Genomic DNA, 25,410 nt, shown 5'->3' on the forward strand with positions numbered 1-25,410 from the left:
GGGATGGGCTCCTTCTTACTTCTTGGACGGGGACTTGGGCCGCTGCGGACCCTTGCGCTGTCCGGACTGGGCCTTGCTGCGGGCGCCGTTGCCGGGCTTCGAGGCGGGTTTCTTGCCGGCTGCGGCCGGAGCGTCCTCCGGCTCGTCGGATTTGGTCAGCGACGGAGACTCCGTCGCCTCATCGGCCGGCTTCGTACCGCCCGACTGACGCTGCGACTTGGTCTGCCGCTTGGGCTGCTGGCGCCGGGGAGCGGTGGCGGTCGCCGTGGTGGTCGTACCGTCCTCGGCCTGTGCGACGGCGGCGCCGTCGCTCTTCATCACGGAGCCGTCGGGCTGGGCCGCGAGACCCGCCTTGTTCAGACCGTTGATGAACTTGCGCTCGAAGTCGTTGCGGTCACGGCCCTTGACGACGATCGCCTTGACGATGGCCTTCTCACGCCGGTTGCGGGTCTTGCCGTGGTGCGTGACGTGCTTGAAGAGCCGCTCCAGGTAGGCAGCCTGGGCCTTGGAACCCGGGGTCGGGTTGTTGTGGATGACGTACATCTGCTGGCCCATGGTCCACACGTTGGTGGTCAGCCAGTAGACGAGGACACCGACGGGGAAGTTGATGCCGAAGATGGCGAACATGACCGGGAAGACGTACATCAGCATCTTCTGCTGCTGCATGAACGGCGTCTTCACCGTCGTGTCGACGTTCTTCGTCATCAACTGGCGCTGCGTGTAGAACTGCGACGCCGACATCAGGATGATCATGACCGCGGTCACCACACGGACGTCGGTCAGCGAGGCGCCGAGCGCGGCGACCTTGTCGGTGCTGTCCATGAACTTCGCGGCGAGCGGCGCCCCGACGATGTGCGCCTTACGGGCACTGGCGAGCAGCTGATCGTCGATGACGCCGATCGTCTTGCCCGTCGCGATGCCGTTGAGCACGTGATACAGGGCGAAGAAGAACGGGGACTGCGCCAGGATGGGAAGGCACGAGGAGAGCGGGTTGGTACCCGACTCCTTGTACAGCTTCATCATCTCTTCGGACTGGCGCTGCTTGTCGTTCTTGTAGCGCTCCTGGATCTTCTTCATCTCGGGCTGGAGCGTCTGCATCGCCCGGGTCGCCTTGATCTGCTTCACGAAGAGCGGGATCAGGCAGATGCGGATCAGGATCACCAGGGACACGATGGACAGGCCCCAGGCCCACCCGGTGTCAGGGCCGAAGATCGTGCCGTACACCGTGTGGAACTGGACGATGACCCAGGAAACGGGTGTCGTGATGAAGCTGAAGAGGCTGGCAATCGTGTCCACTAATCATGCTCCTTGGGCATGGGGCGAGGTCTCTGCGGCCGGGACCGCCGGCATCTTCCCGTCGGTGGCCGTTTCGGCGGCGGAGGGCCCGCCCCTGCGCGCACGCCAGGCGTCACGCAGCATTTCGTGCCACCGCGGACGCTTACGCGGCGGAACATGGTCCACACCGCCGAGCGACCACGGATTGCACCGTAGGATGCGCCACGCCGTGAGCGCCGTTCCCTTGATCGCACCGTGCCGGTCGATGGCCGTGTAGCCGTAGTGGGAACACGACGGGTAGTACTTGCACACCGGCCCGAGCAACGGGCTGATGGTCCACTGGTACAGCTTGATCAGAGCCAGCAGCGGGTACTTCATCGCGTGCCCCCTCCCAGCAGCCGTCGCAGGGCGGCATCCAGGTCTCGGGCCAGCTGTGCGTGATCGGCGTCGCCCGCACCGGGCAGCGCTCGTACGACTACCAGGCTACCGGGGGGCAGCAAGGCGACTCGGTCACGCATCAGATGGCGAAGTCTGCGCTTCACCGTGTTGCGGACGACCGCGCCACCCACCGCCTTGCTCACGACGAAACCCGCACGTGACGGGGGAGCGCTCTCCCCTGGCACGTGCGGGTCCGTGGCACCGCTACGTAGATGGACGACGAGAAGCGGGCGTCCGGCTCGACGCCCTCGCCGTACCGCGGTCGCGAAGTCCTCGCGCCGCCTCAGCCGGTTCTCGGTGGGCAGCACGATGTCATGACCTGACCGGAATCAGGCGGACAGACGGGCGCGACCCTTGCTGCGGCGGGACGCGAGAATCGCGCGGCCGGCACGGGTGCGCATACGCAGCCGGAAGCCGTGGGTCTTCGCGCGACGACGGTTGTTCGGCTGGAAGGTGCGCTTGCTCACTCGGGGGCTCCAGAAAGAATCAGTAGTGGCGGGGTGCCGTCCTGGCTGTCACCGTGCGCCCACGATCAGCTCGCAGTAACGCCCGAGTGCACCGCTTTCCGATCACCCTTGACGCGATCTGTGCCCTTCGGAGGCAGGCGGCAGCAGCCATCGACAACTCGACCTGGTCACGGTACGCGCGGCTGCGCCATCCGGTCAAACCGGCCGCCCCCGAGGGACACTGTCCACAGCCTGGGGACAACGACTTGAACCGCACCCGTGGCCCTGACTACCGTGACTGGACTCCGATTCGTTCCCATGTCCCCCGCCCCACCCGTTTTAGATACCGACCCGTCCCGCACCACACGTTCGCGGGACCTGTGAGAGAGCGTGCCCTGTGGCTGACGTACCTGCCGATCTTGCCGCAGTGTGGCCACGAGTTCTGGAGCAGCTTCTCGGCGAGGGACGCGGACAGGGCGTCGAGACGAAGGACGAGCACTGGATCCGGCGCTGCCAGCCGCTCGCGCTGGTCGCGGACACCGCGTTGCTCGCCGTACCGAACGAGTTCGCCAAGGGCGTACTCGAAGGGCGCCTCGCACCGGTCGTCAGCGAGACGCTGAGCCGTGAGTGCGGCCGCCCGATCAGGATCGCGATCACCGTCGACAGCTCCGTCGGCGAGTCCCAGGCCCCCGCGCCCGCACCGGCGCCGCGCTACGAGGACCAGGAGCTGCCCGCGGGCCATGGCGGCGGCTACGAGGGCTACGGCCGGCGCCGGGCGGACGTCCACCGTCCCGGCCGCCCCGACCAGTTCCCGGGCGGTCAGGGCGACCATCTGACGCCCCCGCGCACGGGCCCGCAGCCGGCGGACGGCGGCGACCACCTCCCGAACGCCCGCCCCGCCTATCCGTCGGAGTACGCCGAGTACCAGCGTCCCGAGCCCGGCGCCTGGCCGCGCCACCACCAGGACGACTACGGATGGCAGCAGCAGCGGCTCGGCTTCCCGGAGCGCGACCCCTACGCCTCGCCGTCCCAGGACGCCTACGGCCCGCAGGACACCGGGTACGGCCACCAGGACGCGTATCCGCCGGCCAAGGACTCCTACGCGCAGGACTACCGGTCCCCGTCGATGGAGCGCCCGCCCTACGACCAGCCGCGCTCCGACTACGACCCGTCCCGCGGCGAGTACGACGCCCGCGACTACGACCAGCGCGACGTCGGCCACCGCGAGCCGCCCGAGCCACCGGCCGGCTCCGGCCAGGTGCACCGCGGCGGCCCGGTGGGCCCGAACCTGCCCACCACCGGCGCCCCCGGCCCGCTGGCCGCACAGCCCGCACCGGCGGCCGGCCCCGGCGAGCCGACCGCGCGCCTGAACCCCAAGTACCTCTTCGACACGTTCGTCATCGGCGCGTCCAACCGCTTCGCGCACGCGGCCGCGGTCGCCGTCGCCGAGGCACCCGCCAAGGCGTACAACCCCCTGTTCATCTACGGGGAGTCCGGACTCGGCAAGACCCACCTGCTGCACGCGATCGGCCACTACGCGCGCAGCCTGTACCCGGGTACGCGCGTGCGCTACGTGAGCTCGGAGGAGTTCACCAACGAGTTCATCAACTCCATCCGCGACGGCAAGGGCGACAGCTTCCGCAAGCGCTACCGCGAGATGGACATCCTGCTCGTCGACGACATCCAGTTCCTCGCGGACAAGGAGTCGACGCAGGAGGAGTTCTTCCACACCTTCAACACCCTCCACAACGCCAACAAGCAGATCGTGCTCTCCAGCGACCGGCCGCCCAAGCAGCTGGTGACCCTGGAGGACCGGCTGCGCAACCGGTTCGAGTGGGGCCTGATCACCGACGTCCAGCCGCCCGAGCTGGAGACCCGTATCGCGATCCTGCGCAAGAAGGCGGTGCAGGAGCAGCTGAACGCCCCGCCGGAGGTGCTGGAGTTCATCGCCTCCCGGATCTCGCGCAACATCCGCGAGCTGGAGGGCGCGCTGATCCGGGTGACGGCGTTCGCCTCGCTCAACCGGCAGCCGGTGGACCTGGGCCTGACGGAGATCGTCCTGAAGGACCTGATCCCCGGCGGCGAGGACACGGCCCCGGAGATCACGGCGCCGGCCATCATGGCGGCCACGGCCGACTACTTCGGCCTCACCGTCGAGGACCTGTGCGGCACCTCGCGCGGCCGGGCCCTGGTCACCGCCCGCCAGATCGCCATGTACCTGTGCCGTGAGCTGACCGATCTGTCGCTGCCGAAGATCGGCGCCCAGTTCGGCGGCCGCGACCACACGACCGTCATGCACGCCGACCGCAAGATCCGCGCGCTGATGGCCGAGCGGCGCTCCATCTACAACCAGGTCACGGAGCTGACCAACCGCATCAAGAACGGCTGAGAACACGCACAGCGGCGCTCAGGGCGCCTCCGGGAGCGGATCCCGGGGGCGCCCTGAGCGCGTTGCGGCGTCCGGCGCTGTTCGAATCCGCACCGGGTCACGGCCGTCCTCCACAGATTCGGCGACTTTTTTCCGTCCACATCCTGGGGACCGGGAAGTTGTCCAGATCGCTTCCACAGGCTGTGTGGTCGCAACACCATCACACCAGCTCAGGGGCCTGTGGAATCGTGGACGAACGCTCTCCACAGACTGTGGACGAAGCGATGATCCACAGGACACGGCCAAAGTTGTCCACCGGCGACCCACAGGCTGGGGGCCGTTGTCCCCAATGATCGACTGCTTCTCCACACCCCTGTCCACTGTTCGGCAACGCGACGCCCCCGGTCACCGCGTCGAGTGAAAGCCGTCACACCGAGGTGCGCGATTGGCGTGTGGGAAACGTGGGTAAACCTGGGGACGCAGCTGGGGAGAACTGCCCTCGGGCTGTGGGCAAGGTGTGCAGAACTTCCGGTTCTCCACAGAGACGCCCGGTTGTCCACCGGTCCCACCCACAGGGCCAGTGGACAAAATTTCCGCGCTGAGCTGGGAAAACGTGGTTATCCACGGTATCCACAGGGCCTACTACTACTCCCGACTAGAGAGAGTGCGGAATCCGTTTCGAAGCGGGGCCTGTGCACAACTCGAGCTCTCGAGCCCGACCGCCCCTCGGAGCGACTTGACCCCGACAGGCGCCTACTGTCAGTGCCGTGCGTCAGACTGGTCCCCGGTGTCCTTCCCGTCCCAGTGGGCGGTGACACCGAGTCGGAGGACTCAGTAGCAACAGCAGGAGGCGGCTTACGGTGAAGATCCGGGTGGAACGCGACGTACTCGCGGAGGCAGTGGCCTGGGCGGCTCGCAGCCTCCCGGCCCGTCCGCCGGCGCCTGTTCTCGCCGGCCTGCTGCTCAAGGCGGAGGACGGGCAGCTGAGCCTGTCCAGCTTCGACTACGAGGTCTCCGCGCGCGTGTCCGTGGAGGCCGAGGTCGACGAGGAGGGCACGGTCCTCGTCTCCGGCCGCCTGCTCGCCGACATCTCGCGCGCCCTGCCCAACCGCCCGGTGGAGATCTCCACAGACGGTGTACGGGCGACGGTGGTCTGCGGCTCCTCGCGGTTCACCCTCCACACCCTGCCTGTGGAGGAGTACCCGGCGCTCCCGCAGATGCCGAACGCGACGGGCACGGTCCCCGGCGAGGTCTTCGCCTCCGCCGTGCAGCAGGTGGCGATCGCGGCCGGCCGCGACGACACGCTGCCCGTGCTGACCGGTGTCCGCATCGAGATCGAGGGCGACACCGTCACGCTGGCCTCCACCGACCGCTACCGCTTCGCGGTCCGCGAGTTCCTGTGGAAGCCGGAGAACCCGGACGCCTCCGCGGTCGCCCTGGTGCCCGCCAAGACCCTGCTGGACACCGCCAAGGCGCTGACCAGCGGCGACAGCGTGATCCTGGCGCTGTCCGGCTCGGGTGCCGGTGAGGGCCTGATCGGCTTCGAGGGCGCCGGGCGGCGTACAACCACGCGCCTGCTGGAGGGCGACCTCCCGAAGTACCGCACCCTGTTCCCGACGGAGTTCAACTCCGTGGCCGTCATCGAGACCGCCCCCTTCGTGGAGGCCGTCAAGCGCGTGGCGCTGGTCGCCGAGCGCAACACCCCGGTGCGCCTGAGCTTCGAGCAGGGCGTGCTGATCCTGGAGGCCGGCTCCAGCGACGACGCACAGGCTGTGGAGAGGGTCGACGCGCAGCTGGAGGGCGACGACATCTCGATCGCCTTCAACCCGACGTTCCTGCTGGACGGCCTCAGCGCGATCGACTCCCCGGTGGCCCAGCTGTCCTTCACGACGTCCACCAAGCCGGCGCTGCTCAGCGGCAAGCCCGCGGTGGACGCCGAGGCGGACGACGCCTACAAGTACCTGATCATGCCGGTGCGGCTGAGCGGCTGAGCGGGCTGACGGCTGGGCGCGTTTCCGCAGGTGGCGACCCCAGGTCCGGGCATACGTATGAGCGCTTATGCCCACGGATGTGCGCGAGCGTCCGGGTCTAGGCTCGGACGCAGGTACGAAAGTGCCGGAACGTCACGTCGTGAAACCTAAGGAACGCAACTGATGGAGCTCGGTCTCGTCGGCCTCGGCAAGATGGGTGGCAACATGCGCGAGCGGATCCGCCGCGCCGGCCACACCGTCATCGGATACGACCGCAACCCGGACCTCGCCGATGTCCACAGCCTGGAAGAGCTTGTGGACAAACTTCACGGCCCGCGCGTGGTCTGGGTGATGGTCCCGGCCGGCGAGCCCACCCAGGGCACGATCGACGCCCTCGCCGAACTGCTGGAGCCCGGCGACGTGGTCGTGGACGGCGGGAACTCCCGCTGGACGGACGACGAGAGGCACGCCGAGGAGCTGGCCGCCAAGGGCATAGGCTTCGTCGACTGCGGCGTCTCCGGCGGCGTCTGGGGCCTGGAGAACGGCTACGCGCTGATGTACGGCGGCGACGCGAAGAACGTCGCCAAGGTGCAGCCGGTCTTCGACGCGCTCAAGCCGGAGGGCGACCTCGGCGCGGTGCACGCCGGCAAGGTCGGGGCGGGCCACTTCGCCAAGATGGTCCACAACGGCATCGAGTACGCGATGATGCAGGCCTACGCCGAGGGCTGGGAGCTGCTGGAGAAGGTCGACTCCGTGGAGAACGTCCGCGAGGTCTTCCGCTCCTGGCAGGAGGGCACCGTCATCCGCTCCTGGCTGCTCGACCTGGCGGTGAACTCCCTCGACGAGGACGAGCACCTGGAGCAGCTGAGGGGCTACGCGCAGGACTCCGGCGAGGGCCGGTGGACTGTGGAGGCGGCCATCGACAACGCCGTGCCGCTGCCCGCGATAACGGCCTCGCTGTTCGCGCGGTTCTCCTCGCGCCAGGAGGACTCGCCGCAGATGAAGATGATCGCCGCGCTGCGTAACCAGTTCGGCGGTCACGCCGTGGAGAAGAAGTAGTCCACCGGACCGCCTCGGCGGTCCGCAACGCCGGGGGAGGTCGGCGAACGACCATGCACGTCACGCATCTGTCGCTGGCCGACTTCCGCTCGTACGGCCGGGCCGAGGTTCCGCTCGACCGGGGTGTCACGGCGTTCGTCGGCCCCAACGGCCAGGGCAAGACGAACCTCGTCGAGGCGATCGGCTACCTGGCCACGCTCGGCAGCCACCGGGTCACCTCCGACGCTCCGCTGGTCCGCATGGGCGCCGAGCGTGCGGTGATCCGGGCGCAGGTGCGGCAGGGCGAGCGGCAGCAGCTGGTCGAGCTGGAGCTGAACCCCGGCCGGGCCAATCGCGCCCGTATCAACCGGTCCTCGCAGGTCAGGCCGCGGGATGTGCTGGGCATCGTGCGCACCGTGCTGTTCGCGCCCGAGGACCTGGCCCTGGTCAAGGGCGATCCCGGGGAGCGGCGGCGTTTCCTCGACGAGCTGGTGACGGCGCGCTCTCCGCGCATGGCGGGGGTGCGCTCCGACTACGAGCGGGTGCTCAAGCAGCGCAACACTCTGCTGAAGTCGGCCGCGCTGGCGCGCCGGCACGGTGGCCGTTCGATGGACCTGTCCACGCTGGACGTGTGGGACCAGCATCTGGCGCGGGCGGGCGCCGAACTGCTCGCCCAGCGCCTGGACCTGGTCGGCGCGCTGGAGCCGCTGGCGGACAAGGCGTACGAGCAACTGGCCCCCGGCGGCGGTCCCGTCGTGCTGGAGTACAAGCCGTCGGCGCCCGGCGAGGCACACACGCGTGAGGATCTCTTCGCGCAGCTGATGGCCGCGCTCGCGGACGTCCGCAAGCAGGAGATCGAGCGGGGCGTGACGCTGGTGGGGCCGCACCGGGACGACGTGGTGCTCAGGCTCGGTCAGCTGCCGGCGAAGGGGTACGCCTCGCACGGGGAGTCCTGGTCGTTCGCGCTGGCGCTGCGCTTGGCGTCGTACGACCTGCTGCGCGCGGAGGGCAATGAGCCGGTGCTGATCCTCGACGACGTCTTCGCGGAGCTGGACACCCGTCGCCGTGAGCGGCTGGCGGAGCTGGTGGCGCCCGGTGAGCAGGTCCTGGTGACCGCCGCGGTCGACGACGACGTGCCGCACGTGCTGACGGGTACGCGGTTCGCCGTGTTGGACGGGACGGTGGAGCGCGTATGAGCGGCGAACGGGACCCGGGCCGGGGGAAGGCGCCCGAGCCGTCGGGCGTCGACCTCGCGCGCGTGGCGCTGCACGCGGCGAAGGAGGCGGCACGCGCGCGTGGGGACGCGGCGCAGCAGCGCAGGCAGGTGCGGCGTGGTGGTCTGCGTTCCGGCGCGCGGGCCGACGGCCGTGATCCCATGGCTCTGGGCGCCGCGATCAACCGGCTGATCACCGAGCGCGGCTGGGAGGCGCCGGCCGCGGTGGGCGGCGTGATGGGGCGCTGGCCGCAGATCGTCGGGGCGGATGTGGCCAAGCACTGCGTGCCGGATCGGTACGACGAGGACGAGCGGGTGCTGACGGTGCGCTGCGACTCGACGGCGTGGGCGACGAACCTGCGTCTGCTCGCTCCGACGTTGGTGGCCCGGCTCAACGAGGACCTGGGGCACGGCGCGGTGCGGACGATCAAGGTCATCGGGCCGGGTGGCGGCGGCCGCCGGTACGGTCCGCTGCGGGTGCCGGGCAGCACGGGCCCCGGCGACACCTATGGGTGACAGACGTCACACAACGGGTTTGTGGTGGTCATCTCCGGGCGTGTGAGGGCCGTCCTTCGTGCAACCGCACGCCCTTGCGAATCCCGACCTGACCCGGGAGTAGCGAAGTGTTGACGTCCGGAAGCGCTGAGTGCCGCTGTGAGCCTCTTGGAGCCCCCTTGTGCATATCGGGACCCGGCCAAGACCGGTTGAGGGCGCCACATGCGTACTCAGGTACCGGCAAACCCCCATCACTGTCGGCGCTACCGGTAGACTGGAAGCCAATCCCGCCCCCATCGTGGGGACCGTCCGGGAAAAGCTGAGCAACGCTGATCAAGGCTTACCAACGCAACATGCCGCAGCCGCTCCGGCAACCCGCCGACGAGCCCGGCTCGTGCTGTGCCAGAAAGGGCGCTTCGTGGCCGATTCCGGCAACCCCAACGAGAACATCCCGTCCACCGAAGCCGGCGTGAACGGGGCAGCATCCTCGAACGGCGAGGTTGCCGCCTCGTACGACGCCAGCGCGATCACCGTGCTCGAGGGCCTGGACGCGGTTCGCAAGCGCCCCGGTATGTACATCGGCTCAACCGGTGAGCGCGGTCTGCACCACCTCGTGTACGAGGTCGTCGACAACTCGGTCGACGAGGCGCTTGCCGGGCACGCGGACACGATCGACGTGACGATCCTCGCCGACGGCGGCGTCCGCGTCGTCGACAACGGCCGTGGCATCCCCGTGGGCATCGTCCCGTCCGAGGGCAAGCCCGCCCTCGAGGTCGTGCTGACCGTGCTGCACGCGGGCGGCAAGTTCGGAGGCGGCGGCTACGCGGTCTCCGGCGGTCTGCACGGCGTCGGCGTCTCCGTCGTCAACGCCCTGTCGAGCAAGGTGTCGGTCGAGGTCAGGACCGACGGCCACCGCTGGACGCAGGACTACAAGATGGGCGTGCCGACGGCCCCGCTCGCCCAGCACGAGGAGATCAGCGAGACCGGCACCTCGGTCACCTTCTGGGCCGACCCGGACATCTTCGAGACCACCGACTACTCCTTCGAGACGCTCTCGCGGCGCTTCCAGGAGATGGCGTTCCTCAACAAGGGCCTGACCATCCGGCTCACCGACGAGCGCGAGTCGGCGAAGGCCACCTCGGGGGCGGACGAGGCGGGCGCCGACGAGAAGGACGAGGTCAAGTCCGTCACGTACCACTACGAGGGCGGCATCGTCGACTTCGTGAAGTACCTCAACTCCCGCAAGGGAGAGGTGGTGCACCCCACGGTCATCGACCTGGAGGCCGAGGACAAGGACAAGAGCCTGTCCCTCGAGGTCGCCATGCAGTGGAACGGCGGCTACAGCGAGGGTGTGTACTCCTTCGCGAACATCATCCACACGCACGAGGGCGGTACGCACGAGGAGGGCTTCCGCGCGGCCCTCACCAGCCTGATCAACAAGTACGCGCGCGACAAGAAGCTGCTGCGCGACAAGGACGACAACCTCACGGGCGACGACATCCGCGAGGGTCTGACCGCGATCATCTCGGTCAAGCTGAGCGAGCCTCAGTTCGAGGGCCAGACCAAGACCAAGCTGGGCAACACGGAGGCGAAGACCTTCGTCCAGAAGGCCGTCTACGAACACCTGAACGACTGGCTGGACCGCAACCCGGTCGAGGCGGCGGACATCATCCGCAAGGGCATCCAGGCGGCCACCGCGCGCGTGGCGGCCCGCAAGGCCCGCGACCTCACCCGCCGCAAGGGCCTGCTGGAGTCCGCCTCCCTGCCGGGCAAGCTCTCCGACTGCCAGTCGAACGACCCCACCAAGTGCGAGATCTTCATCGTCGAGGGTGACTCCGCCGGCGGCTCGGCCAAGTCCGGCCGCAACCCGGAGTACCAGGCGATCCTGCCGATCCGCGGCAAGATCCTCAACGTCGAGAAGGCGCGGATCGACAAGATCCTCCAGAACCAGGAGATCCAGGCGCTGATCTCCGCGTTCGGCACGGGTGTGCACGAGGACTTCGACATCGAGAAGCTCCGCTATCACAAGATCATCCTGATGGCGGACGCCGATGTCGACGGCCAGCACATCAACACCCTGCTGCTGACCTTCCTGTTCCGCTTCATGCGGCCCCTGGTCGAGGCCGGGCACGTGTTCCTGTCCCGCCCCCCGCTGTACAAGATCAAGTGGGGCCGGGAGGACGTCGAGTACGCGTACTCCGACCGCGAGCGCGACGCGCTCCTGGAGCTGGGCCGCCAGCGCGGCAAGCGGGTGCGGGAGGACTCGATCCAGCGCTTCAAGGGTCTCGGCGAGATGAACGCCGAGGAGCTGCGCGTGACCACCATGGACCAGGAGCACCGCGTGCTCGGCCAGGTCACCCTCGACGACGCGGCCCAGGCCGACGACCTGTTCTCGGTCCTGATGGGCGAGGACGTCGAGGCCCGCCGCCAGTTCATCCAGCGCAACGCCAAGGACGTCCGCTTCCTCGACATCTGAGTCGGTCTCAGCTGACCGCACCAGGAAGGATCCTCACCAGCAATGGCCGACGAGAACACTCCCGTCACCCCCGAAGAGGGCGGCGACCTCGCCATGCGTGTCGAGCCCGTCGGGCTCGAGACGGAGATGCAGCGCTCCTACCTCGACTACGCGATGTCCGTCATCGTCTCGCGTGCGCTGCCCGACGTCCGGGACGGTCTCAAGCCCGTCCACCGCCGCGTCCTGTACGCCATGTACGACGGCGGCTACCGCCCCGAGCGCGGCTTCTACAAGTGCGCCCGCGTCGTCGGCGACGTCATGGGCAACTACCACCCGCACGGCGACTCCTCGATCTACGACGCGCTGGTCCGCCTGGCGCAGCCGTGGGCGATGCGGATGCCGCTGGTGGACTCCAACGGCAACTTCGGCTCACCGGGCAACGACCCGGCGGCGGCCATGCGCTACACCGAGTGCAAGATGGCGCCGCTGTCGATGGAGATGGTCCGCGACATCGACGAGGGGACCGTCGACTTCACGGACAACTACGACGGCCGCTCCCAGGAGCCGACCGTCCTGCCGTCCCGCTTCCCGAACCTGCTGATCAACGGCTCGGCCGGCATCGCGGTCGGCATGGCGACCAACATCCCGCCGCACAACCTGCGCGAGGTCGCCTCCGGTGCCCAGTGGTACCTGGAGAACCCGGAGGCCTCCCACGAGGAGCTCCTCGACGCGCTGATCGAGCGGATCAAGGGCCCGGACTTCCCCACCGGAGCGCTCGTCGTCGGCCGCAAGGGCATCGAGGAGGCGTACCGCACCGGTCGCGGCTCGATCACCATGCGCGCCGTGGTCGAGGTCGAGGAGATCCAGAACCGCCAGTGCCTGGTGGTCACGGAGCTGCCGTACCAGGTCAACCCGGACAACCTCGCGCAGAAGATCGCCGACCTGGTGAAGGACGGCAAGATCGGCGGCATCGCGGACGTCCGCGACGAGACCAGCTCGCGCACCGGCCAGCGCCTGGTGATCGTCCTCAAGCGGGACGCGGTCGCCAAGGTCGTCCTGAACAACCTCTACAAGCACACCGACCTGCAGACCAACTTCGGCGCCAACATGCTGGCGCTGGTCGACGGCGTGCCGCGCACCCTGTCGCTGGACGCGTTCATCCGCCACTGGGTGACGCACCAGATCGAGGTCATCGTCCGCCGGACCCGCTTCCGGCTGCGCAAGGCCGAGGAGCGCGCCCACATCCTGCGCGGCCTGCTCAAGGCCCTGGACGCCATCGACGAGGTCATCGCGCTGATCCGGCGCAGCGCGACCGTCGAGGTCGCGCGTGAGGGCCTGATGGGCCTGCTGGAGATCGACGAGATCCAGGCCAACGCCATCCTGGAGATGCAGCTGCGCCGTCTGGCCGCCCTGGAGCGCCAGAAGATCGTCCAGGAGCACGACGAGCTCCAGGCGAAGATCAACGAGTACAACGAGATCCTCGCCTCGCCAGTCCGCCAGCGCGGGATCGTCAGCGCCGAGCTGGCCGCGATCGTCGAGAAGTTCGGCGACGACCGCAAGACGATGCTGATCCCCTACGAGGGCGACATGTCCATCGAGGATCTGATCGCCGAAGAGGACATCGTCGTCACGGTCAGCCGCGGCGGCTACATCAAGCGGACCAAGACCGACGACTACCGCGCCCAGAAGCGCGGCGGCAAGGGCGTGCGCGGCACGAAGCTGAAGGAAGACGACATCGTCGACCACTTCTTCGTCTCCACCACGCACCACTGGCTGCTGTTCTTCACCAACAAGGGCCGGGTGTACCGGGCGAAGGCCTACGAGCTGCCGGACGCCGGCCGGGACGCGCGCGGCCAGCACGTGGCGAACCTGCTGGCCTTCCAGCCGGACGAGGCGATCGCCCAGATCCTCGCGATCCGCGATTACGAGGCGACGCCGTACCTGGTGCTCGGCACCAAGGCGGGCCTGGTCAAGAAGACGCCTCTGAAGGATTACGATTCACCTCGCTCCGGCGGCGTCATCGCGATCAACCTGCGCGAGCAGGAGGACGGTTCCGATGACGAACTGATCGGGGCCGAGCTGGTCTCCGCCGATGACGATCTGCTTCTGATCAGCAAGAAGGCGCAATCGATCAGGTTCACCGCCTCCGACGACACTCTGCGTCCGATGGGCCGTGCCACCTCGGGTGTCAAGGGCATGAGTTTCCGCGGGGGCGACGAACTGCTCTCGATGAATGTTGTTCGACCCGGTACGTTCGTGTTCACTGCCACCGATGGCGGGTACGCCAAGCGGACCCGAGTCGACGAGTACCGCGTTCAGGGTCGCGGCGGCCTCGGCATCAAGGCCGCCAAGATCGTGGAGGACCGCGGCTCGCTCGTGGGGGCGCTGATTGTCGAGGAGACCGACGAGATCCTCGCCATCACGCTCTCGGGCGGCGTGATTCGTACGCGAGTCAACGAGGTCAGGGAGACGGGCCGTGACACCATGGGCGTCCAACTGATCAACCTGGGGAAGCGCGATGCCGTCGTCGGTATCGCACGTAACGCCGAGGCGGGGCGCGAGGCGGAGGAAGTCGACGGCGACGTGGCCGTGGACGAGACCGCCGAGGGGGCCGCGACCAGCGGCACGGACGAGGGCGAGGTGCCCTCGGCCGAGTAGCACGAGGAGAGAGTCATCGTGAGCGGAGCCACGGGCGCCGGATCGGCCGGTACCTCCACTGGTACGGGAGCGGACGGCGGCGGCCGTGGCTCCGCCGCGCCTGCGACGGACACGCGTACGACCAATCTGCAAGCGATCAAGTCGCCCGCGACCGATGCACACACGCCCCACACTCACGGATCCCAGGGGGAAACGGTGACGAACACCCGAGGCCCGCAGGCCCAGCAGGCGAACGCCGCGGCCGGTCAGCAGGCGGCGGGCTCACCGCTGCCGGGGGAGCGGCAGGCACAGCAGCCCTCCGGGCCGTACCACCCGCCGCAGGCCTACCCGTCGGCCGAGCCCGCCTCCCAGGCGGTGCGCCGGCCGCGCACGGGCGCGCGTACCGCACCGCGCACCCGCAAGGCCCGGCTGCGTGTGGCCAAGGCCGACCCGTGGTCGGTGATGAAGGTCAGCTTCCTGCTCTCCATCGCCCTGGGCATCTGCACGATCGTGGCGGCCGCCGTGCTGTGGATGGTCATGAACGCGATGGGTGTGTTCTCCACGGTCGGCGGGACGATCTCGGAGGCCACCGGCTCCAACGAGTCGAACGGCTTCGACCTCCAGTCCTTCCTGTCCCTTCCTCACGTGCTGATGTTCACGTCGATCATCGCCGTGATCGACGTGGTGCTGGCGACGGCCCTCGCGACCCTCGGAGCGTTCATTTACAACCTCTCCGCGGGCTTCGTCGGCGGCGTCGAGCTCACGCTGGCCGAGGACGAGTAGACCGACCGACCGCGCCTGCGCCGGTGTCGCGAAACGTCCGCTGACGGTCCTCCGACAACCGATTTTGGGACTGCCCCCCTCGTGCGCTAATCTTCAGGAGTCAGCGCGCGGGACACACACCGCAGAGCGCGGCGGGGCTATAGCTCAGTTGGTTAGAGCGCATCCCTGATAAGGATGAGGCCACAGGTTCAAATCCTGTTAGCCCCACAGTGAAAGACCCCCAGCCAATGGTTGGGGGTCTTTGGCGTTCAGGGGCTTACATCGTCGAGGATCCCGGCTTCGGTGCACGAGCACAATCTGTCGGTCCACGGCGCTCGTCGCCGCCTCCGAGGGCTCCTCGGGCCCGGATCTTCTCGGCGGGCTGTTGTTCGGAGTGAAGGAGCCGACCCATCACGTCGACTGGCTCCTCATCTCGGAGCAGGCGCGGGGCAAGGGCGTCGGCCGTGCGCTGATGGCAGGCGCGATGCGCCAGGCCGTCTCCGGGTCGTCCGTGGTGGTGAACCGCGTTGGCAGGTGACGACAGTCGGCTCCGGTTTCCACGCAGGCGAAGCTCCCCGGTCGTGGTGCCCGGGGAGCTTCGCGTTCTACGGCTGGTGCTGTACGCGAATCGCCGTTACGTCAAGGGTGCTGATGGTGGCACCGGCCGGGCCGGTGCGGCACTGTCAGCGCTGGAGGGGGATGGTCGGGCGGGCCGGTGGTTCGTCCGGGAGGCCTCGGGGTTCGGCGGCGAGGGAGAAGGCGTCGGTCGGCGGGCGGTGGCGGCAGCCGGGGGTCCTTCCGTGGGCCTCGGCGCGGATGCGCTGTTTCATCGTGGGAGGCAGGGACGGGGTGTGGGGACTGGACAAGGACGACGTCGTCTGTGCCGGCACCGGTGCGGTGCTCTTGGGCGCCGTCTCGGGCTGCGGTGCGGCCGCGGCCGTGGAGGCGGTCGTGGTGATGAGTCCGAGCGCCGTGCAGAGCGCGAGGAAGGCGGTGACGATGGCGGTCCACAGCTTCATGACCTTGTGCTGGTCCATGGCCCCTCACTTTCGGGTTGGGCGATTTGCGTACATTGCTCATCATGTGTATGAGGGTCGCGAAGTGGCGGACCGACGCCCGTGGCGCAGCGATCTTCGGATGAACACCACTCGGATGGGCGCATGAGCGGTGAAAAGGTGCGAAGACGGGAGGAGGGTGGTCAAAGTCACCGTCCGTGCGGACGTGATCACGCTCCGATCGGAGCGGATTCGTCAGCATCTAATGTGCTCACGCGCACGGCAGTTGACGGCCGACGCAGGTCACCGATCGGTATCGGCCGGTGTGTATAGTCGGGCGCCAGAGGTCCCCTACGTCAAGGAAAGACGAGGTCGCGCGGTGAAGAAGCTTCTCCTGGTCGCACTGGCCGCCATCGGCGGGCTCCTCGTGTACCGCCAGATCCAGGCGGATCGCGCCGAGCAGGATCTGTGGACGGAGGCGACTGACTCCGTGCCCACGGGTTCGTGAGCACTGACATCCCGAACTGAGCAGGCCCCGACCGCCGTAGCGGTCGGGGTTTTGTGTTGTGGTCCTCCGGCCGCGGCCGGGTCTCGTGTTGCGCGGTCGCGGAGGGTGGGGTAGGCGTCGCTTCTGAGGCCGGTGTTGCGCACGCGCCTGGGGAATGCGCGGATGGCGTAGCGGCCCTCGGGGCAGGATGGGCGACGGTCCGGAGCGACGGAACGCGAGGGGTGGCGCGGCATGGTGGGGCATGGGGCGGAACGGCAGGCGAGGGCAGGGAGCCCCCGGCGTGACCGGCGCGGCCGGTACCTCTCGCACAAGCTCGCTGTGCGCCTGGGCGCGGCCGCGGCGGCGCTGTGCCTCGCGGCGGCCGTCCCCGGCCCGAGCGCGTTCGCGGCCGGCGAACCGGAACCGTACGCCTTCACCGACGGCGCCCGGTCCGTCACCGGGGCCACGAGCACCACGGACGCCGCACGCCTCGAGCCCGGCCACACCTATAGGAGTTCCCTGCCGGGCAGCGGCAAGCTCTACTACCGCCTCGACCTCGACGCCACCTCCACCGCCTACGTCTCCGTCACGGCGGTGCCCGGACCCGGCACCACGGTCGCCGCCACCGACGGCCTCAGGATCTCGGTGCAGGACGCCCGAGGCACCTCCTGCTCCTCGCAGGCCGCTCACTTCGGCCCGAGCCGCAGTCCGCACCCCATCGCAGCGTGGGGCGCGCGCGAGGTCTCCTCCGGCCGCAGCCTGTGCCAGGGCGCCGGGGCGTACTACGTGCTCGTCGAACGCGTCGGCGCCGAGGGATCCTCGTCCGACGCCTGGCCCCTGGAACTCGCCGCCGTCTCGGAACCGCCGCTGAAACGCACCGGGGCCACCAGCGCGCCCGAGTCCTGGAACTCCGCCTCGCCCGAACCGGTCACCGGCCAGGCGGCAGAACGGGCCGGCGGTGCCGGGTTCGCCGCGGCGAGCACGGTCGGGCAAGGCGTGTGGCGGACCCGGATCCGGCCTGGCCAGACGGTCTTCTACCAGGTCCCGGTCGACTGGGGACAGCAGCCGAGCGCCACCGTCGAGCTGGGCAGTTCCAGCGGCGGCAGCGGCTATGTGAGCGGCGCGCTCACCCTGTCGCTCTACAACCCGGTACGCGGATACGTCGAGGAGGCGTACGCCGGTTACACCGGCCGGCAGACGTCCGCCACCCTCGCTCCCCTGCCGCCCGTCGCCCACGCCAACCGCCACGGCTTCGCCGACCAGGTCAAGGGGATGCGGTTCGCCGGCCTCCACTACCTGGTCGTGCACCTCGCCGCGCAGACCGCCGACTCCTTCGGCGAGGGGCCCTACGGACTGATCCTGCGTGTGCGGGTGGACGGCACGGCACAGCCGGGACCGGACTACGCCGGCCGGTCCGAGCCCGGCCGGCTCTTCGAGGTCACCGCCCACGACCGGGCCGCGGCGACCCCGGCCGGGGCGGCGGACGGCTCCGCGGCACTCCAGGCGCTCGCCGTCGGTGGGATCGGCGCGGGAACGGTCCTGCTGGCCGTCCACGGGGTGTGGACCGTGCTCGCCCGGCGCAGGGCCGAGGCCCAGTAGGCGGCGGGAGGGGCAGGAGGACGGGGACCCCGGCCGGGAGCGGCCCCTGCGGGCCTCACAGGCGGCTCAGTGCCCAGAAACCGACGGCGTAGCAGGCCAGGGCGAGGAGCAGCAGCGGGATCGCCGCCGTCGCGGGTGGGCCGGGGCGGCGCGGGCGCCTGGCGCGGTGGCGTGAGATTCCTCGCGCCGGAACGGGAACCCGCAGGGACTGGGCGGTGTACGAAGCAGTAGAGACATCAGCAGGCTGCCGCGGATCGGGGGAGGACAGCACATGAGTGGGGTCGTGAGGGGAGACGTGGACCACGGGCTGGGCGGCCGCGGGCTGGACCGGGGGCTGGACTGGGGGTTGGGTCGCGGGCTGGGCCGCGGGTTCGAGTGGCACGCCGCCGGAGGGCGGGGCGGCCGGTGCCGGGGGGAGGACGGTCTGCGGGGGCGCGGCGGGGGGTGGAACGGCCTGCGGGGGCGCGGCCCGGTGCCGTGGGACTTCCCACTCCGGGGCGGTGGTCTCCGGCGGCGGCAGGTGGAAGCTGCCTGTGTCCGACATGGTGGAGGGCTGGGCTGGTCCGGGCGACAAGCCGCTGCCGCCCGTCCCAGGCGTCGCCCCGGTCCCCTCCCGTGGATCGAGCCGCGGGTCCGGCACACCCCCGGCACCGGAAGCGGTACCAGCGCCGGAAGTCGCGGAGCCGGTACCGGAAGTGGCGGCACCGGTACCGGGAACCACAGACCCGGTGGCCGAACCGGCGGAGGCGGAGGCCGTCGTACGCCCGACCGTCACCCCAGGGCTCCGGGTGAGCGGTCCCTCGGGTCCGAACCCCGGTGGCAGCGGGCCGAGTTGGTCGAAGATCTCGATCAGCTCGTCGTCGGGGCCCGGCTCCGGCAGCAGCTCGGCGCATGTGACGAGGGCCTTGCGCGCACCCGTCGCGGTACGGAACCTGGCCTGCGGATCGGGTTGCAGCAGGGTGGCCACGACCTGCCACAGGGGATCGGGAACACCCTTGGGCGCACCGGGAGTTCCGTGCTCCGCGAAGTACTCCACGAGCGCTCTGGCGTCCGGCTTGGCGCCCTGGAGCAGATAGAGGGCGACCAGACCGGTGGCGAACAGGTCGGCGGGGAAGTCCGGTTCGGCGCCCATCATCTGCTCGGGAGCGAGGTAACCCGGCGTCCCCACCACCAGGTTGGTCTCCGTCAGCCGCGGTTCGCCCAACCGCATCGCGATGCCGAAGTCCGACAGCCGCAGCCTGGGCCGGCCGGTCCCGGTGGCCTCCAGCAGGATGTTCGCGGGCTTGATGTCGCGGTGCACGACACCCTCCGCGTGCACGGCGGCGAGCCCGGACAGCAACTGGTCGAGCAGGGTGCAGACGAACACCGGGGGCAGCGGACCGTAGTCCCCGACCAGGTGGACGAGCGAGCCGCCGGCCACCAGGTCCATGGTGAACAGGACCTTGTCGTCGTCAGCGGCCCAGCTGGCCGGTGCGAGCACATGGGGGTGATCGATCCGCAGCGCCTGCTCCCGCACGAAGCGCAGCAGGGAGTGTGCGTCGCGCTGCTGAAGGACCTTGGCGGCCACATACCGGCGACGGCGGTGGTCCCAGGCCCGCCAGACCGCGCCGACTCCCCCGCGTCCGACCGGGTCGGCCAGCTCGTACCGGCCGGCGAAGACCTCACCCATGGCTGTGCGTCGCTCCTCCCCCTGCGGTTGTCCCCCTCGCATCCCCCCGACGCGCGATACGACCCCCGCGGCGTCAGTTCTGGTGGGACTGGTAGTGCGCTACCGCGTCAGAGGTGCGGCCGGCGCCGTACACCCGGAGGAATTCCGCGAGTTCGGGGTGGGTCGGGGCGAGGGTGTTCGCGGCCTCGATGATGTCACCGGCCGCGGCGACCGAGCGGAGCAGCGACTGGATCTCGCGGACCACCCGCTTGACCGTCGGCGCCCCCGAAGTGCTCGTCGTGTGCGTGGTGTTGCTGAGCACCGAGCCGCCCTGCGACCGCTTGATCTCGTCCATGCGCTCGGTCGCCTCGGCCGCGCTGACGCTGCCGTCCGCCACCTGGGCCGCCAGCTCCTGGAGCAGTTGCACCCGCTGGACCACCGCAGGGTTGCCGATCTTCGCGCGCTGGCCGCTCATCAGCTGCGACAGCATCGGGGCGGACAGTCCCAGTACCCCCGCCAGCCGGGCCTGGTTGAGCCCCAGGTCATCTATGAGCTTGCGGAAGAGCGCCCCCAACGGCTCCCCGTACCAGTTCCGCTGCAGTTCCCGCGCTCTTGCGGTGGCTTCCTGCTGTGCGGCGTCCATTGCGTCTCCCCATCGCTTCCCCAAGTACCGCGGTTCGCTGTAGCGAACCACGCGGAGCATCTTACGGAGAGTGGTCGGCCGCGGGGAGCCCCCATCTTTTTGCGAGATCCGGGGGGTGACCCGGTACTCTGGTCTGCGGCACCGACCGGTGAGCGGATCTTCCGGCCGGATGCTCTCGTCCGGGGCCTTAGCTCAGTTGGTAGAGCGCTGTCTTTGCATGGCAGATGTCAGGGGTTCGACTCCCCTAGGCTCCACTGGTGAAACGCCCTCTGACCTGCGAAAACGCGGTGTCAGGGGGCGTTTTTCGTGCGCACGCGGTGCGCCCGGGCAGGGCGTTGGCGTATGCGCGCCTGTCCGTCCGGCTTCGGAGCACGCCCCGACGCCTTCGGGCAGGGATCCTTCGGCTACGCCGGAAGTTCCTCCACGTAGCGCTTCGCGAGGAGGAGCGAGACGTACGGGTGGGTCTGCCGTACCACCTTGATGACGGCGACGTCGCCCTGTTCCCTGCGCACCCGCCGGATCTTCTCCTCGTCGACCTGGCTCCGGAACCCCTCGAAGGATCCATAGCACTCCCAGAAAGCCTTCTCGCGCTTTTTCGAGGCGTGGTCGCCGACGACTGCTGACGCCACCATGACGCCGATGGCGATGGTTCCCGTGATTCCGCCGAGCATGGGTCCCCCCTTTTTTTCCTGTCGGTGCCCCAGGCAACCTCAACCTGCCCGCTCGCGGACCGGCAGCCACGTGCACGCGACAAAAGCTCGCCTGACCTGTGGAAACACCGGTCAGGCGAGCTCTTTCGTCGCTGGCGGTCAGCCCTGTTCGTCGCGGTCCGCCGCCTCCTCGGCCTCCTTCGCCTGGACCTCGGGGTCAAGCACGGACTGGCCGGTGCCGTCCACGGACGTCAGCCGACCAGAATCGGGCACCTCGGTCGCGGCCGGCGGTTCCACCAGCCAGTCGGGGTTGGCCTGCTTGTCCCACCACTTCCAGGCGGCGAAGGCACCGCCGGCGAGCGCGCCCGCCAGCGCGAGCAGCTTCACGACGCGCCCGGCCCGCGCCCGCCGCTCGTGTGTGCGGGCCAGCTTCTGGATCTTCCGGGCCGGGACCTGACCGCGCAGCGCCACCAGCGCGGCGGCACCGCGCGCGGCGGCCTCGTCCGCGACCGGCCCCGCCGCGGCCATCGCCTGCTCGATCCGCGGCCGGGAGTACTCGGCGGCCTGCCGCGCGGCCCGGCGCGTCCGCTCGGCGGCCTCCTGGGCGGCCTGGTCGACCTTGGGCGGCACATGGGCCATGGCCTGCGTACGGGCCTGCTCCAGCCGGGGTGCGACATGGGCGCCGTACTGGACGCGGGCCTGGTCGGCGGCCAGCGTCACCTTCGGCGCGAGCCGTACGCGTGCCTCGTGTGCGTATTGCGCGGCCCTTTCCCTGGCCGTGTCGGCGTAGGGCGCCACCACTTCCGCGGCGTGCAGCACGCTGTCCTTCGCCGAGCCGGTCGCGGCGCGCACGCTGTCGATGCGGGTCACGGGTTCCTCCTCCTCGGTGGCGTACGGTAATTCGACTTTCCACCCTTTTACGGATCATGCCTGCCAACGGGCCCGGCGGCATGTGCGAACGGGCATCCGGGTCACGGGTGACGACCGCAGTCACCGCGGTGGCCCTGCCGATCGGGAGTCCGCCGGGAGACGATCACGTGCGATAGGGATGAATACGGAGCAACAGGAGCTTGTCGTCGACAATGCCACGGATCGTCGCGCCGCGCTCCCGTCCGGGAGGACTCACCCGGTTTTCCGCAACCGAATCCGGCGGATCTCCTCCAGGAAGCGACCGCTGGGCGACGCACGGCGCGGGCCGTGCGAGGATCGGGGAGTCACAGGAAGACAACGGAAGGCAGATCGTGGCTGAGCAGCTCTACGCCACCCTGAAGACCAACCACGGCGACATCGAGGTCCGGCTCCTGCCGAACCACGCCCCCGAGACGGTTCGGAACTTTGTCGAACTCGCCAAGGGCGAGCGCGAGTGGACCCACCCCGCCACCGGCGAGAAGTCCACGGCGAAGCTCTACGACGGCACGGTCTTCCACCGGGTGATCAGCGGTTTCATGATCCAGGGCGGCGACCCGCTGGGCAACGGCACCGGCGGTCCCGGTTACCAGTTCAAGGACGAGTTCCACCCGGACCTCTCCTTCGACAAGCCCTACCTGCTGGCGATGGCCAACGCGGGCCCGGGCACCAACGGCTCGCAGTTCTTCATCACCGTCGGCCCGACGGCCTGGCTGAACCGCAAGCACACCATCTTCGGCGAGGTCACCGACACGGCCAGCCAGAAGGTCGTGGACTCCATCGCGACCGCGCAGACCAACCCGCGCACCGACCGTCCGCTCAACGACGTCGTCATCGAGTCGGTCGTCGTCGAGACCCGCGAAGGCTGAGTGAAGGGCCCGTCCCGACAGCTCCCCTAGGGAACCAAACGCCCCGCTTGTCCGTAAGGATGGGCGGGGCGGTGCATTGCCCACGAGCAGCCGCAGCCGTGCTCCGCGCAGGACGAATCGAGGGGAACCCCATGGACCAGGCACCAGGCAGCCCGCAGGGCCCGGCGGGCCAGGACCCGGCGGACCAGGGCCCGCCGGACGCCCACCGCCTGCCCACCTGCTATCGCCATCCGGGCCGCGAGACCGGTATCCGCTGCGCCCGCTGCGACCGGGCGATCTGCCCCGAGTGCATGGTCGACGCCTCCGTGGGCTTCCAGTGCCCGGACTGCGTCCGCGGCGGTTCCGGCACCGGCCACCCGCCCGCCGCGTCGCGGCCCCGCACGCTGGCCGGCGGCACCATGACCGCCGACCCCCGCCTGCTCACCAAGATCCTCATCGGGATCAACATCGCGGTGTTCATCGCGGTCAGCGCCGACTCCTCGCTCCTCGGGGACCTGGTCCTGATCGGCGCCTGGCCGCCGGCTCCCTTCACCCCCACCTCGGGTGTCGCGGACGGCGAGTGGTACCGCCTGGTGACCTCGATGTTCACGCACCAGGAGATCTGGCACATCGGCTTCAACATGCTCAGCCTGTGGTGGCTGGGCGGCCCCCTGGAGGCGGCCCTGGGCCGGCTGCGCTATCTGTCGCTCTACTTCGTCTCCGGGCTCGCGGGCGGAGCGCTGACGTACCTGCTCGCCTCGCCCAGCCAGGCCACGCTCGGCGCCTCGGGCGCCATCTTCGGACTGTTCGGCGCCACCGCGGTGCTGATGCGCCGGCTCAACTACGACATGCGGCCGATCATCGTCCTGCTGGTGATCAACCTGATCTTCACCTTCAGCTGGAGCGGTATCGCCTGGCAGGCGCACATCGGGGGTCTGGTCGCCGGTGTGGTGGTGGGGTACGCGATGGTGCACGCCCCGCGTGAACGGCGGGACCTGGTGCAGTACGGCACCTGTGCGCTGGTGCTGGTGGTCGTCGTCGTGTTGACGCTGATCAGAACGGTTCAGCTCATCTGAGAGCGCCCGTTGTCCACAGCTGGTGTCCGATCTTGTGCATAGCGTGCGGGAACGCGTGTGCCCCCTGTCGCCGACCTGTGTTGTCGCAGGTCAGGCAGGGGGCGTACGCACTCTGGACGAGCGGTGTGACAGTCGTACCGGTGTCAACGGCGCACTGGTTATCCACAGATCATCGGCGTTTTCCCCAGGCCGCATGTGGAAATTCTTCCGGCCTGTGGATAACTCAGCGGATACCCGTGGGCAGAGCTGTGTTCACCGGGACGCCGACGTCACTTCCACTGCGTGGAGACGGCGAATCCGGCCGCGATGAAGCCGAAGCCCACAACGATGTTCGCGTTGCCCAGGGCGTTGATGGGCAGGGATCCGTCGGTCACATAGAAGACGACAATCCAGGCCAGGCCGATGAGGAAGAGCGCCAGCATGACGGGCGCCACCCAGCCGCGGCCCTCCAGCTTGATACTCGCGGCCTGCTTGGCGGGCGGCGGCGTGTAGTCGGCCTTCTTGCGGATACGTGACTTCGGCACGAGGGTCTCTCCTGTCGATGCGCTGGTGGCCGCGCAGGGAACTGGGCTGGCTCCGGGGCAGCGTACAAGGGCACACTGAGCACTCCCCCGGACGTCCGTTAGCGTAGTGCTTCCGCGGCGCCGAAGGAGATAAGGGTACGTTGAGCAATTCTGCCGACTTCCCGGGGACGGGTGCCGGCCCGGACCGTACGCGCCGCCCGAGGCCCGTGCGGATCATGACCGTGGCCGTCTTCGCCCTCGCCGGGTTGATCTTCTTCACCAGTTTCAACACGGCCAAGGGCACCAACATCCGCACGGACACGTCCCTTCTGAAGCTGTCCGACCTCGTCCAGGAGCGCAGCCGGAAGAACAAGGAGCTGGACGAGTCCAACGCCGCCCTGCGCGACGACATCGAGTCCCTCGCCGCGCGCGACGACGGCGGCAAGCCGCAGGACGGCAGGCTGACCGGGCTCGAGCAGAGCGCGGGCACCCGGAAGATCACGGGCAAGGCGATCACGGTCACGCTCAACGACGCCCCGCCCGACGCCACCGCGAAGCTCCCCGGCTACCCCGAGCCGCAGCCGGACTACCTGGTGATCCACCAGCAGGACCTCCAGGCCGTGGTCAACGCGCTGTGGAAGGGTGGCGCCCAGGGCATCAAGGTGATGGACCAGCGGCTGATCTCCACCAGCGCCGTGCGCTGCGTGGGCAACACGCTGATCCTCCAGGGCCGCGTCTACTCGCCGCCGTACAAGATCACGGCGGTCGGCGATCCGGCGAAGCTCCAGAAGGCCCTCGCGGACTCCCCGGCGATCCAGAACTACATGGTGTACGTCAACGTCTACGGCCTCGGCTGGAAGGTCACCGACGACGGAACGGCGACGCTGCCCGGCTACTCCGGCACGGTGGACCTGCAGCACGCGAAGCCCGTGCAGTAGACGCGGGTGCCGGGCCTCGC

At 69.3% G+C, this 25,410-nt stretch carries 24 protein-coding genes and 2 tRNA genes; 16 read left to right on the forward strand and 10 right to left on the reverse strand.

What is annotated here, in order from left to right; all coding sequences use genetic code 11:
* Positions 1-15: 15 nt before the first annotated feature.
* Genes yidC through rpmH form a run of 4 tightly spaced genes read right to left on the reverse strand, consistent with a single transcriptional unit; the run spans position 16 to position 2,180 of the window.
* Positions 16-1,296, reverse strand: coding sequence for a membrane protein insertase YidC (yidC, locus tag ACWEK3_RS00645; protein ID WP_450540264.1), 1,281 nt, complete (start codon positions 1,294-1,296; stop codon positions 16-18).
* 3 nt (positions 1,297-1,299) lie between these two features.
* On the reverse strand, positions 1,300-1,653 hold the full coding sequence (gene yidD, locus ACWEK3_RS00650; protein WP_225076446.1) for a membrane protein insertion efficiency factor YidD: 354 nt from the start codon (positions 1,651-1,653) through the stop codon (positions 1,300-1,302).
* Positions 1,650-2,021 (reverse strand): ribonuclease P protein component, encoded by a 372-nt coding sequence (rnpA, locus tag ACWEK3_RS00655; RefSeq protein ID WP_365417753.1) that lies wholly within the window; start codon positions 2,019-2,021, stop codon positions 1,650-1,652. The genes yidD and rnpA overlap by 4 nt, the downstream gene beginning before the upstream one ends.
* 21 nt (positions 2,022-2,042) lie before the next feature.
* Positions 2,043-2,180 carry a 50S ribosomal protein L34 gene (gene rpmH / locus ACWEK3_RS00660; protein ID WP_003956500.1) on the reverse strand — a complete coding sequence of 46 codons (138 nt, stop codon included), beginning with the start codon at positions 2,178-2,180 and terminating at the stop codon, positions 2,043-2,045.
* Between the two features lie 376 nt (positions 2,181-2,556).
* On the opposite strand from rpmH, the gene dnaA reads away from it, so the two are divergent.
* The 10 genes from dnaA (at position 2,557) to ACWEK3_RS00710 (ending at position 15,635) form a co-directional block, all read left to right on the forward strand.
* The gene (gene dnaA, locus ACWEK3_RS00665) at positions 2,557-4,548 is read left to right on the forward strand and encodes a chromosomal replication initiator protein DnaA (protein ID WP_453248588.1); all 1,992 of its coding nucleotides are present in this window, start codon (positions 2,557-2,559) and stop codon (positions 4,546-4,548) included.
* Between the two features lie 839 nt (positions 4,549-5,387).
* Complete coding sequence (gene dnaN / locus ACWEK3_RS00670; protein WP_450540259.1) at positions 5,388-6,518, forward strand: DNA polymerase III subunit beta; 1,131 nt, start codon at positions 5,388-5,390, stop codon at positions 6,516-6,518.
* A gap of 162 nt (positions 6,519-6,680) precedes the next feature.
* The gene (gene gnd, locus ACWEK3_RS00675) at positions 6,681-7,556 is read left to right on the forward strand and encodes a phosphogluconate dehydrogenase (NAD(+)-dependent, decarboxylating) (RefSeq protein ID WP_453248589.1); all 876 of its coding nucleotides are present in this window, start codon (positions 6,681-6,683) and stop codon (positions 7,554-7,556) included.
* 53 nt (positions 7,557-7,609) lie between these two features.
* Positions 7,610-8,731, forward strand: coding sequence for a DNA replication/repair protein RecF (gene recF / locus ACWEK3_RS00680; RefSeq protein WP_453248590.1), 1,122 nt, complete (start codon positions 7,610-7,612; stop codon positions 8,729-8,731).
* Entirely contained in the window at positions 8,728-9,264 is a 537-nt protein-coding gene (locus ACWEK3_RS00685; RefSeq protein WP_453248591.1) for a DUF721 domain-containing protein, read from the forward strand. The genes recF and ACWEK3_RS00685 overlap by 4 nt, the downstream gene beginning before the upstream one ends.
* A gap of 373 nt (positions 9,265-9,637) precedes the next feature.
* Positions 9,638-11,719, forward strand: a complete 2,082-nt coding sequence (gene gyrB / locus ACWEK3_RS00690; RefSeq protein ID WP_376397431.1) for a DNA topoisomerase (ATP-hydrolyzing) subunit B — start codon at positions 9,638-9,640, stop codon at positions 11,717-11,719.
* A gap of 42 nt (positions 11,720-11,761) precedes the next feature.
* Positions 11,762-14,356 carry a DNA gyrase subunit A gene (gyrA, locus tag ACWEK3_RS00695; protein WP_361413515.1) on the forward strand — a complete coding sequence of 865 codons (2,595 nt, stop codon included), beginning with the start codon at positions 11,762-11,764 and terminating at the stop codon, positions 14,354-14,356.
* Between the two features lie 18 nt (positions 14,357-14,374).
* The gene (locus ACWEK3_RS00700; protein ID WP_453248592.1) at positions 14,375-15,118 is read left to right on the forward strand and encodes a DUF3566 domain-containing protein; all 744 of its coding nucleotides are present in this window, start codon (positions 14,375-14,377) and stop codon (positions 15,116-15,118) included.
* 133 nt (positions 15,119-15,251) lie between these two features.
* Positions 15,252-15,325 (forward strand) — tRNA-Ile (locus tag ACWEK3_RS00705).
* A 34-nt stretch (positions 15,326-15,359) separates the two neighbouring features.
* Positions 15,360-15,635 carry a GNAT family N-acetyltransferase gene (locus ACWEK3_RS00710; RefSeq protein WP_450540254.1) on the forward strand — a complete coding sequence of 92 codons (276 nt, stop codon included), beginning with the start codon at positions 15,360-15,362 and terminating at the stop codon, positions 15,633-15,635.
* Positions 15,636-15,780: 145 nt separating this feature from the next.
* On the opposite strand, the gene ACWEK3_RS00715 is transcribed toward ACWEK3_RS00710, so the two are convergent.
* On the reverse strand, positions 15,781-16,134 hold the full coding sequence (locus ACWEK3_RS00715) for a DUF6344 domain-containing protein (protein WP_361413508.1): 354 nt from the start codon (positions 16,132-16,134) through the stop codon (positions 15,781-15,783).
* Positions 16,135-16,471: 337 nt separating this feature from the next.
* On the opposite strand from ACWEK3_RS00715, the gene ACWEK3_RS00720 reads away from it, so the two are divergent.
* Complete coding sequence (locus tag ACWEK3_RS00720) at positions 16,472-16,600, forward strand: DLW-39 family protein (protein WP_003999697.1); 129 nt, start codon at positions 16,472-16,474, stop codon at positions 16,598-16,600.
* Positions 16,601-16,831: 231 nt separating this feature from the next.
* Positions 16,832-18,178 carry a hypothetical protein gene (locus ACWEK3_RS00725; RefSeq protein ID WP_453248593.1) on the forward strand — a complete coding sequence of 449 codons (1,347 nt, stop codon included), beginning with the start codon at positions 16,832-16,834 and terminating at the stop codon, positions 18,176-18,178.
* Between the two features lie 55 nt (positions 18,179-18,233).
* Here the strand turns inward: ACWEK3_RS00725 and ACWEK3_RS00730 are convergent, their stop codons facing one another.
* A complete protein-coding gene (locus ACWEK3_RS00730; protein WP_453248594.1) occupies positions 18,234-19,847 on the reverse strand; it encodes a serine/threonine-protein kinase in 1,614 nt (537 codons plus the stop codon).
* 73 nt (positions 19,848-19,920) lie between these two features.
* Complete coding sequence (locus ACWEK3_RS00735) at positions 19,921-20,469, reverse strand: helix-turn-helix domain-containing protein (protein WP_450540248.1); 549 nt, start codon at positions 20,467-20,469, stop codon at positions 19,921-19,923.
* A 181-nt stretch (positions 20,470-20,650) separates the two neighbouring features.
* Between ACWEK3_RS00735 and ACWEK3_RS00740 the strand changes: the two genes are divergently transcribed.
* A tRNA-Ala gene (locus tag ACWEK3_RS00740) sits at positions 20,651-20,723 on the forward strand.
* A gap of 150 nt (positions 20,724-20,873) precedes the next feature.
* On the opposite strand, the gene ACWEK3_RS00745 is transcribed toward ACWEK3_RS00740, so the two are convergent.
* Positions 20,874-21,140, reverse strand: coding sequence for a hypothetical protein (locus tag ACWEK3_RS00745; RefSeq protein WP_450540247.1), 267 nt, complete (start codon positions 21,138-21,140; stop codon positions 20,874-20,876).
* A 138-nt stretch (positions 21,141-21,278) separates the two neighbouring features.
* Entirely contained in the window at positions 21,279-21,989 is a 711-nt protein-coding gene (locus ACWEK3_RS00750; protein WP_376544282.1) for a DUF5324 family protein, read from the reverse strand.
* A gap of 371 nt (positions 21,990-22,360) precedes the next feature.
* Between ACWEK3_RS00750 and ACWEK3_RS00755 the strand changes: the two genes are divergently transcribed.
* Entirely contained in the window at positions 22,361-22,894 is a 534-nt protein-coding gene (locus ACWEK3_RS00755; protein ID WP_390724059.1) for a peptidylprolyl isomerase, read from the forward strand.
* Positions 22,895-23,025: 131 nt separating this feature from the next.
* Positions 23,026-23,949 (forward strand): rhomboid family intramembrane serine protease, encoded by a 924-nt coding sequence (locus tag ACWEK3_RS00760; protein WP_361413488.1) that lies wholly within the window; start codon positions 23,026-23,028, stop codon positions 23,947-23,949.
* Between the two features lie 269 nt (positions 23,950-24,218).
* Here ACWEK3_RS00760 and crgA read toward each other — a convergent pair whose 3' ends face one another.
* Positions 24,219-24,473 (reverse strand): cell division protein CrgA, encoded by a 255-nt coding sequence (gene crgA, locus ACWEK3_RS00765; RefSeq protein ID WP_376544288.1) that lies wholly within the window; start codon positions 24,471-24,473, stop codon positions 24,219-24,221.
* A gap of 140 nt (positions 24,474-24,613) precedes the next feature.
* On the opposite strand from crgA, the gene ACWEK3_RS00770 reads away from it, so the two are divergent.
* Positions 24,614-25,390 carry a DUF881 domain-containing protein gene (locus ACWEK3_RS00770; RefSeq protein ID WP_450540244.1) on the forward strand — a complete coding sequence of 259 codons (777 nt, stop codon included), beginning with the start codon at positions 24,614-24,616 and terminating at the stop codon, positions 25,388-25,390.
* Positions 25,391-25,410 lie beyond the last annotated feature (20 nt).

This window comes from Streptomyces sp. NPDC004721 (genome assembly GCF_053601495.1).

What these genes read in the sequence shown, in the direction of transcription:
- yidD (WP_225076446.1), bottom strand. Translation starts at nt 1,653, where the DNA reads ATGAAGTACCCGCTGCTGGCTCTGATCAAGCTGTACCAGTGGACCATC.
- gnd (WP_453248589.1), top strand. Translation starts at nt 6,681, where the DNA reads ATGGAGCTCGGTCTCGTCGGCCTCGGCAAGATGGGTGGCAACATGCGC.
- recF (WP_453248590.1), top strand. Translation starts at nt 7,610, where the DNA reads ATGCACGTCACGCATCTGTCGCTGGCCGACTTCCGCTCGTACGGCCGG.
- ACWEK3_RS00685 (WP_453248591.1), top strand. Translation starts at nt 8,728, where the DNA reads ATGAGCGGCGAACGGGACCCGGGCCGGGGGAAGGCGCCCGAGCCGTCG.
- gyrA (WP_361413515.1), top strand. Translation starts at nt 11,762, where the DNA reads ATGGCCGACGAGAACACTCCCGTCACCCCCGAAGAGGGCGGCGACCTC.
- ACWEK3_RS00715 (WP_361413508.1), bottom strand. Translation starts at nt 16,134, where the DNA reads ATGGACCAGCACAAGGTCATGAAGCTGTGGACCGCCATCGTCACCGCC.
- ACWEK3_RS00725 (WP_453248593.1), top strand. Translation starts at nt 16,832, where the DNA reads ATGGTGGGGCATGGGGCGGAACGGCAGGCGAGGGCAGGGAGCCCCCGG.
- ACWEK3_RS00730 (WP_453248594.1), bottom strand. Translation starts at nt 19,847, where the DNA reads ATGGGTGAGGTCTTCGCCGGCCGGTACGAGCTGGCCGACCCGGTCGGA.
- ACWEK3_RS00735 (WP_450540248.1), bottom strand. Translation starts at nt 20,469, where the DNA reads ATGGACGCCGCACAGCAGGAAGCCACCGCAAGAGCGCGGGAACTGCAG.
- ACWEK3_RS00745 (WP_450540247.1), bottom strand. Translation starts at nt 21,140, where the DNA reads ATGCTCGGCGGAATCACGGGAACCATCGCCATCGGCGTCATGGTGGCG.
- ACWEK3_RS00760 (WP_361413488.1), top strand. Translation starts at nt 23,026, where the DNA reads ATGGACCAGGCACCAGGCAGCCCGCAGGGCCCGGCGGGCCAGGACCCG.